Origin of the sequence: uncultured Paraglaciecola sp., from assembly GCF_913020055.1 — a bacterium.
Taxonomy (GTDB): Bacteria; Pseudomonadota; Gammaproteobacteria; order Enterobacterales; family Alteromonadaceae; genus Paraglaciecola.
Genome location: NZ_CAJWCF010000105.1, coordinates 1 through 16,344, shown reverse-complemented (window position 1 = coordinate 16,344; position 16,344 = coordinate 1). Strand labels below are relative to the sequence as shown.

The following is a 16,344-nucleotide window of genomic DNA, read 5'->3' as shown; positions in this document are numbered from 1 at the left end:
TGCGACCAATCTAAAAAACGTATGGCGGCATATTCATGGCCAGGCAACATACGTGAATTGCAAAACGTCTTAGAGCGCTCAGCAATACTTGCCAGAGGCAACATGATGGAAGTACCCGAAAGTGCGTTTCCAATCGCAAATAGTAACCTCATTTCCCAAGCTAGTGAGCAAAATGCTGGGCATGGCAGTTTGGCTAGTATGGAGAAAAATCACATTCAATCTGTGTTAGAAAAAACTAATTGGAAAGTGTCGGGCGATGGGGGCGCGGCAGAAATACTTGATATGCACCCAAACACCTTAAGATCTAGAATGGAAAAACTGGCAATTAAGCGTTAACAAAAAGGGAGGAGGTAGCACGTCTTTTCCAGAGTTCGGGTTAATTAAAAAGGGCCTACACATATCTCATATGTAGGCCAAGGGGCACTTAGGGAGAATTTTTTAAAGAGTTCTATCCGCTTCATCTATGGCCAAATCATTAATACTGGCTTCTCTGCGTTCCATTAAGCCATTTTCATCGAACTGCCATAACTCATTGCCGTATGAGCGAAACCATTGGCCCAGACTATTGTGCCATTCATATTTGAAGCGCACGGCTATGTGTGTTTCATCAAAACACCAGAGTTCTTTTTTAAGCTTATAATCCAGTTCGTTATGCCATTTATGGCTCAAGAACTTAACAATTTCATCACGCCCTGTGATGAAGCAGTCACGATTGCGCCATTGTGAATTTTTACTATAAGCTTGGGCTATTTTCAGCGGATCTCGGCTGTTCCATGCATCTTCTGCAGCCTGTACTTTTTGTAAGGCCGTTGCTCGTGTAAAAGGGGGAATAGGGTGTCTTTGTTCCATAATGTATACCTCAAAATTGGGTCGCATTAAGCTTTTTGCTTAGTTGCATTAGTAATGTAAGTTAGCTAATGCCAGATCTGTACCAAACTTGATTGTTTTAAATAATATATTTAAAACAATAGCTTATGGTTTTTTGTTTTGATTTGGGGGATAGGCTTTTTATTTTAAACACGCCATTTCGTGAAGGCACTAAATAACGTGTTGGTAATATATTGAAGTTGATATAAACATCATCTAGGGCAATACAAATACTCGCCAACATCTGAAAGAAATTATACATTGGCACTTTCTATTACACTGTGTTTTACAGACTGGGGGTTAGATTGGTAACGGTTCTTAAAAATTGGTCAATGGTCTATCTGTTTGGTATGCCTGATGGCAGCAATCTTCAGCAGCGCTGGGGCAGGGTGGTTACTGGTGAAGTGGTCATAGACGGAAAACAACAACATTCTCCTGGCGATAGGTTATGTTCGATGCCAATTTCAAGGTCGCCAGGTAATTTAGTGCACACCCATAGCGGCGATGTTTATACACTATTTGGTGAAGGTATAACGGTTGAATTACCCGTCACCGTGCTGCCCCAATTGCAGGCACTGGGATCAGTTAAAGAATTAGTTGCGGCTGCTGCTCAGTGGCGCGAGTAGTAACCAATAAAACCCGGCCTAAAGTAGGCTCGGGTAACTAAGTTAAAACAGTTTTGGGGTAGCACATTAAAATCCCCACTCTAGGCCCAGAGTGAGTCTATCGGTTTGGTTGAATTGACCAAATAAACTTTTTTCAGGACCTGAAAAAACATCGGTACCGACCCAAAGCTTTATATTACTTTCTAACATGTAGCTGAGGTGGATTTGTAAAGCTGTATCACGCTTGTCCAAACCATATAAAGCCAATATTTCAAGTTCCCAAGTTTCATTTTCAAATGACTGTTTATACAGCCCTGACAAAATATGATTGTGTTGAGGGCGGATCACACTGGGCTCATAGTTAAATAAACTGCTTTGAAACCATTGGATGCTCAGCATGGTATTTTCTAACCCTTGCCAGTCAAGACCAAGTACTGATGAGACATCATCTGATTGATGTATCCCTTGTTTTTGAATAAAGACGGCACTGCTTTTGTCGAGCAAATGATAGGTGTCACTACTGTATGCAATTTCGGTTCTGAGAGTGAAATCGCCAAATGCTTTACTGGCACTGGCTCCGAGTAAGTTATTTCTCTCAAACTGGGCGTTAATAGTGAGGTTATTCTCAACCAACGTTTGATACATCACAGGGTTATCCTGATAGTGATACATATAGTTAAACGTAAGGTCCCAGCCAGCATAGAACTTAGAATAACGTATTCCTATGTCCGCATCTTTAATCGCAGATGAGGGCCTGTGTTGATTAATCCCTAGCAGCTTGATCCCATCTGTCGATTGAGGAATAAACAAAGGACTACTGAGCTCATAAACGCTACCTTGAGTCGCTAATTCATTATAGGTTAAATCTGCTATCCATAAGAATTGAACACTATCGTTGTCGCCTATTGGCACTTCCACATTTAACATCCATAAAGGAATACGTGAATCGGCAAAGTCATCAAGAATAAATTCTCGATAACTCTGTGGATTCACCACGTCGAGTACTTTAAGTCCATCCGCTTGCCCCCACACCACTTGCTGTTTTCCAATACGCCAAAAAGTGTTGGATATTTCGGTGTCCACATACCACTCGCGAATACTAATATCGGCGTGTTTGCTTTGTGTAATTGTGCCATTGATGTCGCTAAAGTTATCAAAACTAGCATTTTCGAAACCTAGATTATCGTAGGCGTCCAAAAGCATTCGGCCAATAACCGTCATATCGATATTATCTGTTAGGCTAGTATTCCATTCAGGCTGAAAAATAGACTCCAATTTCTGAGCATGCGTATCCCCACCAGAAACGCTTAGGGCAAATTCTTGCTCCCAGGTTGCGCTTAGTTCAGCATGAATACTGCTGGACATCAGTGTAATGAGTGACGCAGATAAGAGTGATTTAATCATTTTATTTACCAAGCTTCATGGCACGTTGGGTAAATAACTTGTCTTTGACCTGGGTTTTGTAATCCACATCACTAAATACAAAGGTGGTTTTATGCCCGGTCTTATGATTAGTTGCGGCTAGATTATGCCGGGTCAATATATCATCCACTTTGCGTATATCAGTGACAATGAGCGTCTTTAGCGGTTTGTCTTTAAGATCCCAGTAATTGACCTTGATGATGACCCAAGTTTTGCTGTCTACCCAAAATTCGTTACGTGCATAACCTAGCTCTTTGGCAATCGCTTTAGTTTTGGGCACCCCTTTCATCAAAATAGCATCGTAGTGGTCGCCATTTTCCAGGGTTAATGGTTCAAAACGAATGATACTGTAGTCGTAGTCTTGCAGTGCTAACTTGCCTTCTTGTTTTATGTCTTCGTAGGTGAAATCAGTGCCTAGGAAATAGTCGCCGCGATCAGAGGCTGAGATCCTTCTGACCTTTCTTAATGCGGGCAGATATAACCATTGATTATCTTCTTTCTCTACAGGCTCATAATCAAAGGTTAAAAAAGCGGTGCCTTTTACGTTGGTAGGTTTCTTATAAAACAATACCGTTCGTTTCTCGCCATCGTAATACTTGCGGTAGGCTTGGGTTTCACGAACACGAGTTTTGCCGCGCTTGTCGACCAACGTCATTGTTAGTTTGCGGGTAACAAAATCGCCATCATCAACTTTATTGATGTTATCAACCACCGTTAATACATCAGGTGAAGCCAAGGCCGCTTTGCCGAATGCAACAACACTCAGAACGCCAACAACAATAAAAGCAGAGGCTAAACGAGCGGCTTTTCTAGCAAAACTGTAGCGCGGTGCGCCTTGGGTATTTAAGTAATCGTCAGTGATGAATTTAGGCTTAGTCAGTTTAATTAACGCGGGTAAAAAGCTCATGCTGGCAAAGAAGCTGGTTGTCACCGAGATAAAAACAATGGTGCCAAAATTTGTTAATGGCACCACTTTACTGGAGATAAGCACGCCAAACCCAAGGGCTATGGCTAGATAGTTAAAGAACAATGCACGTCCAGTTAATGGGTATAAATCGGCTAAGGCCTGATCCCAGTTGCCAAAATTATCTTTAAAGGATGTGCGCAGTCTATCGATGGTGTGTATGGAGAAATCTACACCTAGACCAATCGCAACCGATGCAAACATAGATGTACCCACACCTAAATTGATTTTAAGCAACACCATCGCAGCATAAACAAGAAGAATTGAACTGAGTACAGGTAGTATTGCGAATAAACCTGCTGTCAACGAACCAAACAGTAAGGCTGATACTGCCAATACGAGGAAGAGTGAAATCCCTAAACCAAGAAAGTGGCTTTCACCCACCCCTTCAATCCAGTGGTAATTTACATTCACTCGGCCACTTAGCGTTGCGGTTAAATTGGCACTATTAAAATTATCTTCAATATAAGAATTTAGTTTTTCAACGGTGTCTTTGTTGTCCTGATAACTTCCCTTATTCAAACTCAAACGAATATTTGCGATGCGGTAGTCATAATCGATTTCTTCTTCAAAATCGGTAGGATCCGATGATGCAGAGTAAATCAGAAAATATTGCGCAATCAGCTCTTTGTTTTTAGGCAACCAATAAAATTGTTTGTCGCCGCCGTTCAGTGAGCGGTGTATCTGCTTCAGATAGTCAACGATAGACGTTGCACCCTTCACGTTTTCTAGTGTTAATGCATAGGTTTGTAACGCTTCTATTTGGGTTAGGTTTTCTGTTGTAAACAGGGCTTCACTTTCGTTGGCTTCGATGATTATATTTAGATTGTTAGTGCCATTTAGATGTTGGTTGATGGCTTGGTCTGCCTTAAAAAGAGGCTCGCTAGGGTGAAAGGTTTCAATACGGTTTTCATTAACGCTGAGGTGAGTGGCAGAATAAAACCCGCTAAGAATAATAAGTACAAAGAAAACAATCACTTTTCTCGCGTTATTCATTGTGATGTTTCCTAGGAAAACCATTATCTTAGCAAACGTATCCAACTCGTCACTTTGGGCCAATTTGACCATGCGTTTACTGGCGTTAGGTTGAATAATAGACATGGCGGCAGGTAAAAAGATTAAAGAATAAATCCATGCGATCGCAACGCCAATAGCGGTAAATAAACCAAAAAATTTAAACGGAGGCATGTAGGCCGAAAAGTATAAACCAATAAACCCGGCGATAGTTGTCAGGGTGGTTAATGTGATTGGACGCCACATGGTGACCAGTGTTTCTACAATGATTTCTTTTTTATCTTGTTCTGGGTTATTTGCTTGTCGCTCGAAATAATCACTAAAAATATGCATGGAGTCAGCCACTGAAATACCAATCAAAATAACCGGCATTGCATTGGTGATGACAAAAAATGGCACATCAAACAGGGCCATGACCGCAAGTGTCATCAGTACCGAAGCGGCAATAATGATATTTGCTAATAAAGCAGGGCTAAACCTGCGAAAAGCAAACAGAACAATGATTGTGATAATCAAACCCGCCAATGGATTTAAGCGCTGCGCATCGGCATCAATATAACTACCAAGATAACCTGAGATGGCGCCTTCACCAGCAATATACAGGGTATCGTTTTGACCAATTGGGGCATTTTCTACTAGCTGCAGAACTTGCTGATATGTTATTTCTGCCAGCCCTTTATCATTAAGTTCAGCAACAATCACGGTGGCTTTTTTATCTTCAGCAATCAGACTGCCCATGTATAAAGGAAAGTCTGACACTTGCCGCCATATCTTGTCAGCAATGTGCTGTGTATCAGGATATTCATCAAAGAATGGGTCAACCTGCATGCCCTCATCTGAACCCGTGATATTGTTTTCGGTGGCTAAGCTTGTGACACGCTGCGCATTGATATTATCCAGTGCAGATATTTCCTCAGTTAACCAGTCAATTAATTGCAAAGAAGTAGGGTTAAAGACGCCTTTCTCAGAGTCATTGATAATGGCTATAACAATCGGATCGCTAAGCCCAAATTGTTCTTTGACTACATTTTGGTAGACCAACGCTGGATTATCAGCCGCTAAGAAAGCGTCGGCACGTGTATCTTTATATAGCAGTGGCAATGCAGACAATAAAGCGATCATCACGACCAAACTTATGAGTACATTAATCTTTGGGTAGTGGACAACTAAGCGCGCAAGTTGTTGGACTCGCGATGGATTTTCAATCGTTTTCATATTACACCTTACTTGCATGCATATGCATGTTGTTAGTTATAATTTAGGTAAAGCATCGAAATGCCTTATACTGCCTGAAAGTACTGACCTTGCTACTAGCCGGCGCCTTTTTGGTATAAATTTGTACTGTGTATTCGCTTCTTAGGACTACATTAGATAGTGCTTAACGTGTAAGTCTGTCATATTCTTTGCCTTAATTAGTACTATGTATATACATGTTGTTAGGCAAAACAAAAGCAAACTAATTGCCTAAGGCTTTTACAAAAATATCGGTTAACGCCAGAATGTTGTCTGTCTCTGTTGTACCAATCTTCTGTTGCAGTTCATCTTGTGCTGCTTTCCAAATAGGCAGCGTTTCTTGGTATAGAGCAAGACCGGCAGGGCTGAGACTGATGATTTTTTGTCGGCCATCTTCGGAGTGTGCAGATAACTTCAAATACCCATCTCGAATCAAAGGTTTAAGATTACGGCTCAAGGTTGTCTGATCCAGTACCAATATCGATTGCAGCTCTTTATTACTTGTTTCTTTACAAAATTTGACTGCCCTTAGAATAGAGAATTGCCCAACCTTTAAACCTGTTTTACTTAAACGTTCTTGATAAAATTGCGTTATCAAGCGGCTTGATTTACGCATGGCAAGGTTAAAACAATCGCCGTTATGCATGGGATTTCTCACGTTTGACGTTATAATTAAAGTTAGTATATGCATATGCATATACTTGTCAAGTTTTGTCTATTTAGGCAACTTTACTCTGTGATTTTAATTTGTCCCACGTCCTGCTAGCAAATGCTGGGTCTACAGATGTATCGAACACATGGTTTGAATAATTGCTAATGGTCTTTACCGCAAGTGCCAAAATAATGCTAAGAATGTGAGTTTCTGAATATCCAGCAAGCAGAAAATTGGCAACGTCGTCTTTACTCGGATGGCCGCGCGTCAAGAACATTGTGCGTGAAAATGTTGAAAGTGCGGCTAATTTATTGTCGGTGATAGGTTGACCATCGCGAATCGCATTAGTCACTTTTACCGGCACTTTTGATATGTTGTCGGCTACAAAACTGTGTGCGGCCATACAATAATGGCACTCGTTCTCACGACTAATGGTGAGAAACACCACTTCTTGTTCGGCTGGAGTAAAGCCCGACTCATCACGGAACGACGAATATCCTTGAGCATAGCTTTGTAACATTGATGGTGAGTTGGCCATATCGCTATACATATTGGGGATCATTCCCATTGACGCTTTGACTTGTTCAAGCACTGGTTTCGCTTGAGGATCGGCATCCTCTAAAGTTCTTGTCGATAATGTTAGTTTATAGGCTGATGACATGTTTTGTTCCTCTGTTATTGTGAATTGGGTTAGCCAATTCATCGGCTGTTTTATTCAATTTAGTGTGAGTTAAGCAGCTGCTTGAGTAGCAGTGCTGCTTGGCTTGTTAGTTTGTTCGTTTTCAAGTTGCTGAACCCTTGTTTTTAGCTCGATCAGCTCTTTGTTCAATTCATTCACTCGTTTAAAAGTGAATTCAACACTGTCGTTGTCAAAGGTGTCGGCGATTTTAGTCAGCCAGTAAGACACCCGTGTCCAAAGTGATGATTGTGAGTCTGTTTTGGTCATGTGATTACTCCTGTCTGTTGTTTGGTTTATTGCAATAGAAGGTATGTAAGATGAATGTTGAGCCATTATGTTGCTAAGGCAGTCACATTCGCTTGCCCTCCACCTAAGCTGTAAGGCAGATAAAACTGGATAAGACGTTGATCATAATCCTTGGCGTTGCCTATAGTTTTTTGGAAGCTAGATGACGTTAACATCTCGGTGTACCACCGGTTTAATCGTTGCCAAGTCGGCCCTTGTTGTGGAAGTTCAAAACTCTTATAAAAGCCTAATAACAGCTTAATTCTATAAGCGAATGGAAAAAGTGTAATATCCACAGCGCTGATGTCATTACCGTTAAAGTAGGGGCCTTGATTGCTCATGGCCTGTGTGATTACAGAGAGCCCTTCGACTAACTTGTTGGTTGATTCGTACTGAAAGTCATCATTTTTCTGTGACTTTAGAAAACGATAAAAGTACGGTGTAATATGCTCACTAACAAAGTCTATCCAAAATGACTGCTCTGCTTTTTCTTCAGGATCTATTGAATAAAGCCTAGGTGTGTTGGGTGATGCTAATTCAAGGTATTCAATGGTCCGAGTTGAACCTGGAATAGTGTTACCTTTTTCGGGAGCCAATACTGGCACTGTGCCTGTTTGCCTAGATGTATTTAGCCATTGTTCGGTTTTATCATAGGGATCGGTCTCTATGTATTCGAACTTCACACCTTTTTGCAGCAAACTCATCCACGTTCGTTGTGCGAAGGGGCAATACCAAGCGCTATATAATTTCATGGGTATTCCTGTTTTTAACTCAGTTTGGTTAGATTATTGATTGGTTAAATACCAGATAAAGAGGCTACACTATTGCAGCCGCAATACAGTTAGGTTAATTCGCTGCTAGAGTAGGATTAGCTACTTTTCGATTAAGGAAATTGCGCATCAAGTCAGCAATCTCTTGGCCGTGGGTTTCCAGCGCAAAGTGACCTGTGTCAATTAAGTGGTATTCAAGATCTTGCAGATCTCGTTTGTATGGTTCAGCGCCAGCTGCAGGAAAAATTTCGTCATTTTCACCCCAAACAATCAATGTAGGCGGTTGTTTGTTACGCAGGTATGCTTGCCATTCTGGATACAGTGGTGGGTTTGAGCCATAGCTGTAAAACATATCCAGTTGAATGTCCTGATTACCTTCTCTATCCAAAAGTGGTTGAACATGTCCCCAGGTATCTGGGCTAAAGGCCTCTATGTTCTCAACACCATTGGTGTACTGCCATTTTGTAGCGCCAAAGGTGGTGAGAAATCTTAAGGCATCATCGTTAGTCATAACTGGCTGTTTATAGGCAGCTTTGACGTGTTTCCAAAAGTCGTTGTCTAACCCTTTGTTGACGGCCTTACGATCTTTCCAGTAGGCCTTAATGGGCTCCCAAAAGTTGTTGTTTATGCCTTCGTCATAAGCATTACCGTTTTGCACAATTAAACTTTGAATGCGATCCGGTTGGGCGGTGGCAATGCGAAAACCGATAGGCGCGCCGTAATCCATCAGGTATAGGCTGAATTTGTCTAGTTCAATATTATCGACAAACTTACCTACGAGGTTCGCTACGTTGTCGAAGGAGTAGTCAAAGTCTTTTGACTTCGGCATTGAGCTGAAACCATAACCAGGATAGTCAGGGGCAATCAGGTGGAACTCATCTGAAATCTCAGCAATCAGATCTCGAAACATATGTGAGGATGTCGGAAATCCATGGAGTAACAATATTGTTGGATTGTTGGGATTACCCGCTTCGCGATAAAAGATCTCTACATCATCTACTGTTACCGTGCGGTAGTGGATGTTTGGCACATTTTCGGCCTGTACTAATGATTGTAAACCGGCAACAAGCAAGATGGCATAAAATAGCCCTAGTGTGTATCGGTTGATAGGTAATGTTCTCATTGTCGTGCTCCTAGGTTGCAAACCAATTGTTTATTATGTGATTACGAGTTAGCCACGTTAGGAAAGTTAATTAACAAAGCGTGGCATTTGATTGTGTTGTTGCTAGAAACATACCAATTAAAGGTAATGTTAATTTATTGAGTTAAATCAATTAATTATGTTTTTTTGATGAAAGTCGTGGCAGTGATGCCGAAAAGAGAAATACGCCATTTCGTGAAGATACTAAATAACGTGTTAAATAAACTTAGTCTGAATGACATTCAGAAATAGACTCAATACAAATGAGGGGAGGGGATAAACCTACTAGGAATTTTTGCCTATTTATTCTTGTTGGTTTTTTCTAACAGCTGCCAACGTAGAATCTAACGTTCGACTGTTAAATGTTAAGTATGCTAAATACAAGCCTATAAATATGTCTATTACGCCGCAAAACTCTGGCCACCAAAGCGGAGTACCGGTGTTAATAAAAATTTCGTTGTGGGTAACATCATAAACACCATGTAATAGGTAACCGATTGTGAGTAGGCCAAATCTATAAAATGTACTTAGATTTAAAGACAAAATAGCAATGCTAAAAAACAGTAAACCCACAAAAACTTCAAATGCTACCGCTTCATAATCCTTGTTATAAATAGCAAAAATCAAATAATAAACAGGAAATGTAAAAAGTAATAATGAATAAGACAACGTACTGTTTTCCAAACGTGTTTGTTTAAAACGCACAATGATAATCATTGAAATTATTAGCCCGATAATAAGCGAGAGTTTATTCATGACGAAACCTTTAGTAAATTTAATCGATTAAAATTAAAGCTTTCACCATCGTCGGGAACAAAAAATCGATGTTTCCAACCCCTAACTTCAATTTCGCTACGAATGGACTCACGTGTTACTGGGCAATGGTCAAGTGCTTCAAGGTGGTTGGCAGTTACCAGACCCTTTGCGAATTCTCCTATTTGAATCGCCTCTGATAGCCCCATAATAATTTCCCTGCCTAAGTCAAAAATCGCCCCTCCAGCTGGGATAACAACAATCTTTGGCTGGGTTTGTTTAATAAAGTTTTTGACCACGTTTGTTAATATTGTATCGCCAGTAACATAAATACTGGATTCACCTGGCAGCGGTATATGATAACCGTAACCGTGTGCCATCATTTTTCCAATCAAACCCTCACCGTGTAAACAGGGGACTAATTTAATGGATCCGTTCAGAAAATGGTTTTCTGTTGAAGGGTCTAAAGTAACCACCGCCAACCCTTTTTTTCTAAGAAACGCTGAATCCTGCGTTGAGCAATAAACAGGAATATTATTGTCTCTAAGCCATTTGGTGGCTGCACGATCCAAATGATCGAAATGACCTTTTTGACAGTGGGTGATTAGGCAGCAAGTAACACGTGATTTTAATTCATCCATATTGGATGGCAGTTCTACCAACGGGTTTCTTCGCCTGTTAGTTGTTGCGTATTTAAGCGAAGGAATAGCACTCATAGGTGCAAACATGGGATCGACCAAAATGCCTTTCTGGTTACCCTCTATGGCGGTTTCAATCAGTATGGTCGCATTTCTAATCTGTGTAACTTTCATGTTTCGGCCTTAATTATTCTAGGATGAGAAACAGTGTATGCAGGAAAATGACCTAAAGTTATGGCTAAATTTGACATAAAAAATACAATTAGAGACAAATTATTTGTATAAATGGTATGTTTTATGTCATTTTACGCCACTTAATCTAGGCTTAAGTTCTGTCATGATATTCATCATTGAAAACCAATAACTGATCAAACAGGTGAAATTATGACAATGTATAACGTTGAACTAAGTCGCGTTTTTGTAAATATGAAGGGGCAAGGTGAGCCAATTTTATTTTTACACGGAGTACCGGATACGTCAGAAGTTTGGGATGGAGCCATTGCGGCTTTTGCAGATAAATACCAATGTATCGCACCCGACCTTCCGGGGTTTGGTCGTACACAATCACCACAAAATTTTGATTATAGTCTTGAGAACTTAGCTCATTTTATCGAACAACTATGAGCGAGTTTACGTGTTACTGGCGGTGTACATTTGGTCATTCACGACATTGGTGGCATCGTAGGGTTGGCCTTCGCATTAACTCACTCAGATAAAGTAAAAAGCTTAACCATTATGGACACCACTTTTTTTTCTGACTATCAGTGGCACGCGATGGCGAAAACCTGGCGTAAACCAATATTGGGTGAATTGGCCATGTATTTAATGAGATACAAACAATTTAGTGCTGCAATGAAAAAAAGCGCGCCAATACTGACTGATGGGCAAATTAAATCAAATTACGATGCATTGTCTTGGCGCAACCGACGGTTAATTTTACGTTTTTATCGCGCTCTTGATCCTGTCATTTTTAAATCTTGGGAAGGCCAGTTACACAGCCTTTCTGAATATTTTCCCACTCAAGTGATTTGGGGCGAAAAAGATACATATTTACCGGTAGCACTTTCTAAACGTTTTGCTACTGATAACGTACATATATTAGCAAACACAGGGCATTGGCCCATGTTAGAGCAGGCAACAGAAGTACATAAACTCATAAGTAATCATATTACTTTGGAAGGGTAATCCTGCCTACTAAGAGAGGGTGAAGATGAAAATTGGACTATTGATATATCCCGGCTGCGTCGTGTCTGGTTTATTTGCCTTTGCAGAAATACTAGAGGTTGCGAATAGACGAGCCGGTAAGTCTGTTTTCAGTACTCACTGGGTAAGCGTTGATGGTAAAGAGGTCGCCATCACAACTGGAAGTAAAACCCCGGTAATCACAATGAAAGTAGAGGGTGCATTATCAGCTACATCAGTGGATGCGTTGCTTATTCCTGGTTTTTGGACCCATCATCAGCGTGATGTTGAGTTGGCAATTGATCGTTACCAATCGATGATAGCAGCTTTAAAAGCTTTGCCTGTTAACACGCAGGTCTGGGGATACTGCACGGCTGTCTGTATCATGGCAGCTGCCGGTCGTTTAGAGCATCAACAGGCTACGGCTACATGGTGGTTAGCCGACTTTGTACAAAATAACTATGCAACTGTTGATTGGAGTTTTAGTCAAACCTATACCTATGAAAGTCAAAATAGAACCGCTTCAGGGTTAAACGGCTACCTGCCAATTGCCCAAGCATTAGTTGAAGAGCATTGTGGTCAAGATGTCTTACGAGACATTATCGAATTGATGATCATTCCGAAACCCGAAAAATCCACACAACCATTTACGCAAATTAAGTTGATGAAATTGGATGATAAACTGCTCAGAGGTATATATGTTTGGGTGCAAAAAACGCCTGCAACTGAGCTGACTATTGCTGTCTTAGCCAAACACCTCAATCAAACAGAGCGAACCCTTGCACGTAAAGTTAATAAATTAACTGACTTGTCATTGGCCAGTTTCATGCGCCTGATCAAACTTCATCAGGCCAGTGAGTCTCTGATATACAGCAGTAAACCGATTAATCTCATAAGCGACGCCTTAGGCTTTTCAGATGACGCAGCATTTCGACGTACCTTTAAAAAAGTCTCTTCATACACCCCTAGTGAATACCGACAAGCATTTCAACGTTAGAGCCAACTAATAACGTAAATGTATTAACACAATATTAATTTTACCTGATGAGGCATGCCTAAAGGTTGTGTAGAATCGACTTAGAAACTGTGAAATAACCTATAATTTTAGACTTTTAAGATGATGACTCATTTAATTCTAAATATAACGAGATGACACGAGGTGAATACATGTCTGATGATGTTGCAATAAACAATTTTAGTGAGCTTTTTAATCAATGCCACAAGGCATTGGGAGTTGTAGGCCAATCTGTAGATATCCTTTTCCCTATAGAATTTAGAGAATTGTTTACCAAATCCGTTGCCAGCCATATTGAAAACTTTAGAGGCGAGCCAGCAGAAATTATCATTGAAATAGATAATTTTATACTAAATGAATACCCCAATAAGTATGCAAGTGACCTTAATCGAGCGGGTCTTAGTGGCGTTCAAAAAGCATATAAGTTCAAAGAGTTTGAACTGGCAGTTAATAATTTCAACACGTTTGGGGGCATTAACTACTTACTGGGGGTGTTTACAAAAGGTGTCATTATTGTCAAAAGCCTAGTGGGGGCCATTCCAGGTATTGGCTCCTCTCTTCAAGAATTAATCGATTTTGTAATTGAAAGGCTTAAAGACTTAAAAGTATAGGTAGTCATATCTTGTCTTTGGGGGGCAACTCCTTCCGGTACAAACAAAAAAGGCTTATCGAAAGATAAGCTTTTATATTTTTGGAAGGTTTGGCAGGAACTTTATTTGTTGATTAGGCTGTGATTGCCTGCGTTATTACAATGGGTCTTAACCGCCAAATGAGTGAAATTTCAGCGTAAGCAAAAGATCTCCAAAATAACTTGTTAAAAAATTCATTAAAAATTCATCAGAATAAAAATATATCTATTTGTATCCTCTATATAACTCGAAATTTTCTTGCCTTTTTCTGTTTGTTATCTCAGTGTTAACATAATTACTAAGCCATTAACATTACAACGAGATCTCTATGCATAAACCTGAAATCGAGCCCAATATTGCGATTGGTATGTTACGTCGCGCACAATTAAATCCAGAACGTACCGCTCTGATTTTTGAGGATAAAACGTTTTCTTATGGAGGTTTTGCGCAACTTGTTAGGCAACAGGCCAAATTGTTGCAGGATTCAGGTGTGTGTATGGGGGATAGAGTGGCTTTTGTAGGTTTTAATCAGCCGGCCTTTCTTGAAACGTTGTTTGCAGCTAATGCGCTGGGTGCTATTTTTGTACCTTTAAATTTTCGGCTTACCGCCGAAGAATTAAAATTTATTATTAACGATGCAGGCGTGCACACCCTTGTGTGTGATGCCCCTATGCAGGAAGTGATTGACCCCGTCAAAGGAGAACTTTGTTGCCGAGAGTATTTTGGTGCCGAATCAAACCTTGCTGGTTGGCGTTCTCTGACAGATGAGCGCGCTGAATCTGCTGCACTGCAACACCCAGTTGCGGTTGACCAGCATGATACCAGCGTCATTATGTATACCTCTGGAACAACTGGATTACCGAAAGGAGTCATGCTCAGCCACGGCAATATTATGTGGAACAACATCAACGCTCAATTATCTTATGGCGGTGCTAGAGATGATGTAGTGCTAACAGCTGCTCCTTTGTTCCACATTGCAGGCTTAAACGTAATGACACTGCAAAGTTTTATGATGGGCTCAACTTTAGTGCTGGTTAGAAATTTTGATCCTGGCCTTGTTTTGCAATATATCCAAAAATACAAAGTGACCAGTATGTTTGGCGCTCCCGCGATGTTTTTGTTTATGTCACAGCACCCTGATTTTGAAAGCACAGATTTAACTAGCATTAAGATGCTGGTATGTGGTGCAGCGCCTGTTCCAGAATCACTACTGACTTTATATTCCAATCGTGAAATTAACTTTTGCCAGGGTTACGGCCTAACCGAAACTGCTCCATTTGCCTCATTGCTCACCCCAGAATGGGCAATAAGTAAAATTGGCTCAGCTGGGCAAGCGGCATTTTATTCCGACCTTAAAATAGTCAACGATGATAACGAAGAATTAGCTGTTATGGAGCACGGAGAAATTTGTATCTCCGGAGCCAATGTAATGAAAGGATACTGGAACCGTCCCGAGGCTACAGCAAAAGCTATTGATGATAAGGGCTGGTTCCATTCTGGCGATATTGGATATTTGGACGAAGACGGCTTCTTATTTATATGTGACCGACTTAAAGACATGGTGATAACCGGCGGTGAAAACGTGTATCCCGCTGAGGTCGAAAGTGTGCTGTACAAACATGAATTAATCGCCGAAGTCGCAGTCATTGGTTTACCTGATGACAAATGGGGTGAGGCAGTGACGGCTGTGATAGCCCTTGTGGAAGGTGCTGATTTAAATTTGGAAGACCTTAGAGGTTTTGCCGAAGTACATTTAGCTCGTTACAAGTTACCCATTAAGTTACATAAAGTGCCTGCACTGCCACGAAATCCGGCAGGCAAAGTATTGAAGTTTGTGCTTAAGGAAGAGCTGTCTGGGAAATGAAAAATAATAGGTAATTAACAGGATATCTACAGTAACGGTTTTGACATAACCCACTGACAGTTTCTATGAGTGCCTTAGTACGTCGCGCCATTTTAGTAGTACCAATTTGAGTATCAGTTGTGTGGTACTACTAAAACACTTAGATGTTACTAGATCTTAAAAGACACTAAAGACCTCTGCAGGTCACTTTTTACTTTGTTGCAGGCATAAAAAAAGGCTGATAAATCAGCCTTTTTTTATTTCAGTTGGTGGAGCTGGCGGGACTCGAACCCGCGTCCAAAAAACGTCAACTGTCGGTACTACATGCTTATTTTGTCTTTTATTTAACTACGTGGAACTCCGACAAACAGGATTTCGTTGCAGCTGGCCTAATACTATTTCGCGGTTCACCCTTAGACAAGGTTCCCTCGCTATCCTGCTGGGATGACCTTCCGAACCTCTACTAGCAGAAAGAGTATGAGTGGAAGGGCACTGCCGGGTATTAAGCGGCTAGTGCGTAGTTTTCGTCGTTTGCGACTATTTAAATGCGGCTTTTATAGAGGCAAACCGCTCCTCTGCATGCACCTAAAGCGTCTAGAGTCTTGTCGAATCCAAAATCAGCCCCAAGGTGTTGGTTGCAAACCACCAACCA

Annotated in this window: 15 protein-coding genes, 1 other RNA gene and 1 pseudogene; 6 read left to right on the top strand and 11 right to left on the bottom strand. The window is 40.8% G+C overall.

The window, feature by feature from the left end; translation table 11 throughout:
* A partial coding sequence (locus tag QZ488_RS18195; RefSeq protein ID WP_293751441.1) for a helix-turn-helix domain-containing protein occupies nt 1–336 on the top strand: 336 nt, incomplete at its 5' end.
* A gap of 102 nt (nt 337–438) precedes the next feature.
* Here the strand turns inward: QZ488_RS18195 and QZ488_RS18190 are convergent.
* On the bottom strand, nt 439–849 hold the full coding sequence (locus tag QZ488_RS18190; RefSeq protein WP_293751440.1) for a nuclear transport factor 2 family protein: 411 nt from the start codon (nt 847–849) through the stop codon (nt 439–441).
* Between the two features lie 323 nt (nt 850–1,172).
* On the opposite strand from QZ488_RS18190, the gene QZ488_RS18185 reads away from it, so the two are divergent.
* Nucleotides 1,173–1,493 carry a hypothetical protein gene (locus tag QZ488_RS18185; RefSeq protein WP_293751439.1) on the top strand — a complete coding sequence of 107 codons (321 nt, stop codon included), beginning with the start codon at nt 1,173–1,175 and terminating at the stop codon, nt 1,491–1,493.
* A gap of 66 nt (nt 1,494–1,559) precedes the next feature.
* Here QZ488_RS18185 and QZ488_RS18180 read toward each other — a convergent pair whose 3' ends face one another.
* The 9 genes from QZ488_RS18180 to QZ488_RS18140 all read right to left on the bottom strand — a co-directional run bounded on the left by QZ488_RS18180 (nt 1,560) and on the right by QZ488_RS18140 (nt 11,197).
* Complete coding sequence (locus QZ488_RS18180; RefSeq protein ID WP_293751438.1) at nt 1,560–2,876, bottom strand: DUF1302 family protein; 1,317 nt, start codon at nt 2,874–2,876, stop codon at nt 1,560–1,562.
* A gap of 1 nt (nt 2,877) precedes the next feature.
* Nucleotides 2,878–6,087 carry an outer membrane lipoprotein-sorting protein gene (locus tag QZ488_RS18175; RefSeq protein WP_293751437.1) on the bottom strand — a complete coding sequence of 1,070 codons (3,210 nt, stop codon included), beginning with the start codon at nt 6,085–6,087 and terminating at the stop codon, nt 2,878–2,880.
* A 241-nt stretch (nt 6,088–6,328) separates the two neighbouring features.
* A complete protein-coding gene (locus QZ488_RS18170) occupies nt 6,329–6,751 on the bottom strand; it encodes a MarR family winged helix-turn-helix transcriptional regulator (RefSeq protein ID WP_293751436.1) in 423 nt (140 codons plus the stop codon).
* Nucleotides 6,752–6,824: 73 nt separating this feature from the next.
* Entirely contained in the window at nt 6,825–7,418 is a 594-nt protein-coding gene (locus QZ488_RS18165) for a carboxymuconolactone decarboxylase family protein (RefSeq protein WP_293751435.1), read from the bottom strand.
* Between the two features lie 69 nt (nt 7,419–7,487).
* A complete protein-coding gene (locus QZ488_RS18160; RefSeq protein WP_293751434.1) occupies nt 7,488–7,703 on the bottom strand; it encodes a hypothetical protein in 216 nt (71 codons plus the stop codon).
* Nucleotides 7,704–7,768: 65 nt separating this feature from the next.
* Complete coding sequence (locus QZ488_RS18155; RefSeq protein ID WP_293751433.1) at nt 7,769–8,473, bottom strand: glutathione S-transferase family protein; 705 nt, start codon at nt 8,471–8,473, stop codon at nt 7,769–7,771.
* Between the two features lie 94 nt (nt 8,474–8,567).
* A complete protein-coding gene (locus QZ488_RS18150) occupies nt 8,568–9,614 on the bottom strand; it encodes an alpha/beta hydrolase (RefSeq protein WP_293751432.1) in 1,047 nt (348 codons plus the stop codon).
* A gap of 321 nt (nt 9,615–9,935) precedes the next feature.
* Nucleotides 9,936–10,388 (bottom strand): hypothetical protein, encoded by a 453-nt coding sequence (locus tag QZ488_RS18145; RefSeq protein WP_293751431.1) that lies wholly within the window; start codon nt 10,386–10,388, stop codon nt 9,936–9,938.
* Complete coding sequence (locus QZ488_RS18140) at nt 10,385–11,197, bottom strand: MBL fold metallo-hydrolase (RefSeq protein WP_293751430.1); 813 nt, start codon at nt 11,195–11,197, stop codon at nt 10,385–10,387. The genes QZ488_RS18145 and QZ488_RS18140 overlap by 4 nt, the downstream gene beginning before the upstream one ends.
* A gap of 210 nt (nt 11,198–11,407) precedes the next feature.
* Between QZ488_RS18140 and QZ488_RS18135 the strand changes: the two are divergent.
* The 4 genes and pseudogenes from QZ488_RS18135 (at nt 11,408) to QZ488_RS18120 (ending at nt 15,713) form a co-directional block, all read left to right on the top strand.
* Nucleotides 11,408–12,208: pseudogene (locus QZ488_RS18135) on the top strand (alpha/beta hydrolase).
* 25 nt (nt 12,209–12,233) lie between these two features.
* Nucleotides 12,234–13,202: a helix-turn-helix domain-containing protein gene (locus QZ488_RS18130; protein ID WP_293751429.1), complete on the top strand. Its 969-nt coding sequence runs from the start codon at nt 12,234–12,236 to the stop codon at nt 13,200–13,202.
* A gap of 170 nt (nt 13,203–13,372) precedes the next feature.
* Nucleotides 13,373–13,831 carry a hypothetical protein gene (locus QZ488_RS18125; protein WP_293751428.1) on the top strand — a complete coding sequence of 153 codons (459 nt, stop codon included), beginning with the start codon at nt 13,373–13,375 and terminating at the stop codon, nt 13,829–13,831.
* Between the two features lie 346 nt (nt 13,832–14,177).
* A complete protein-coding gene (locus tag QZ488_RS18120; RefSeq protein WP_293751427.1) occupies nt 14,178–15,713 on the top strand; it encodes a long-chain fatty acid--CoA ligase in 1,536 nt (511 codons plus the stop codon).
* 246 nt (nt 15,714–15,959) lie between these two features.
* Here QZ488_RS18120 and ssrA read toward each other — a convergent pair.
* Nucleotides 15,960–16,317, bottom strand: a transfer-messenger RNA (tmRNA) gene (gene ssrA, locus QZ488_RS18115).
* Between the last annotated feature and the right edge of the window lie 27 nt (nt 16,318–16,344).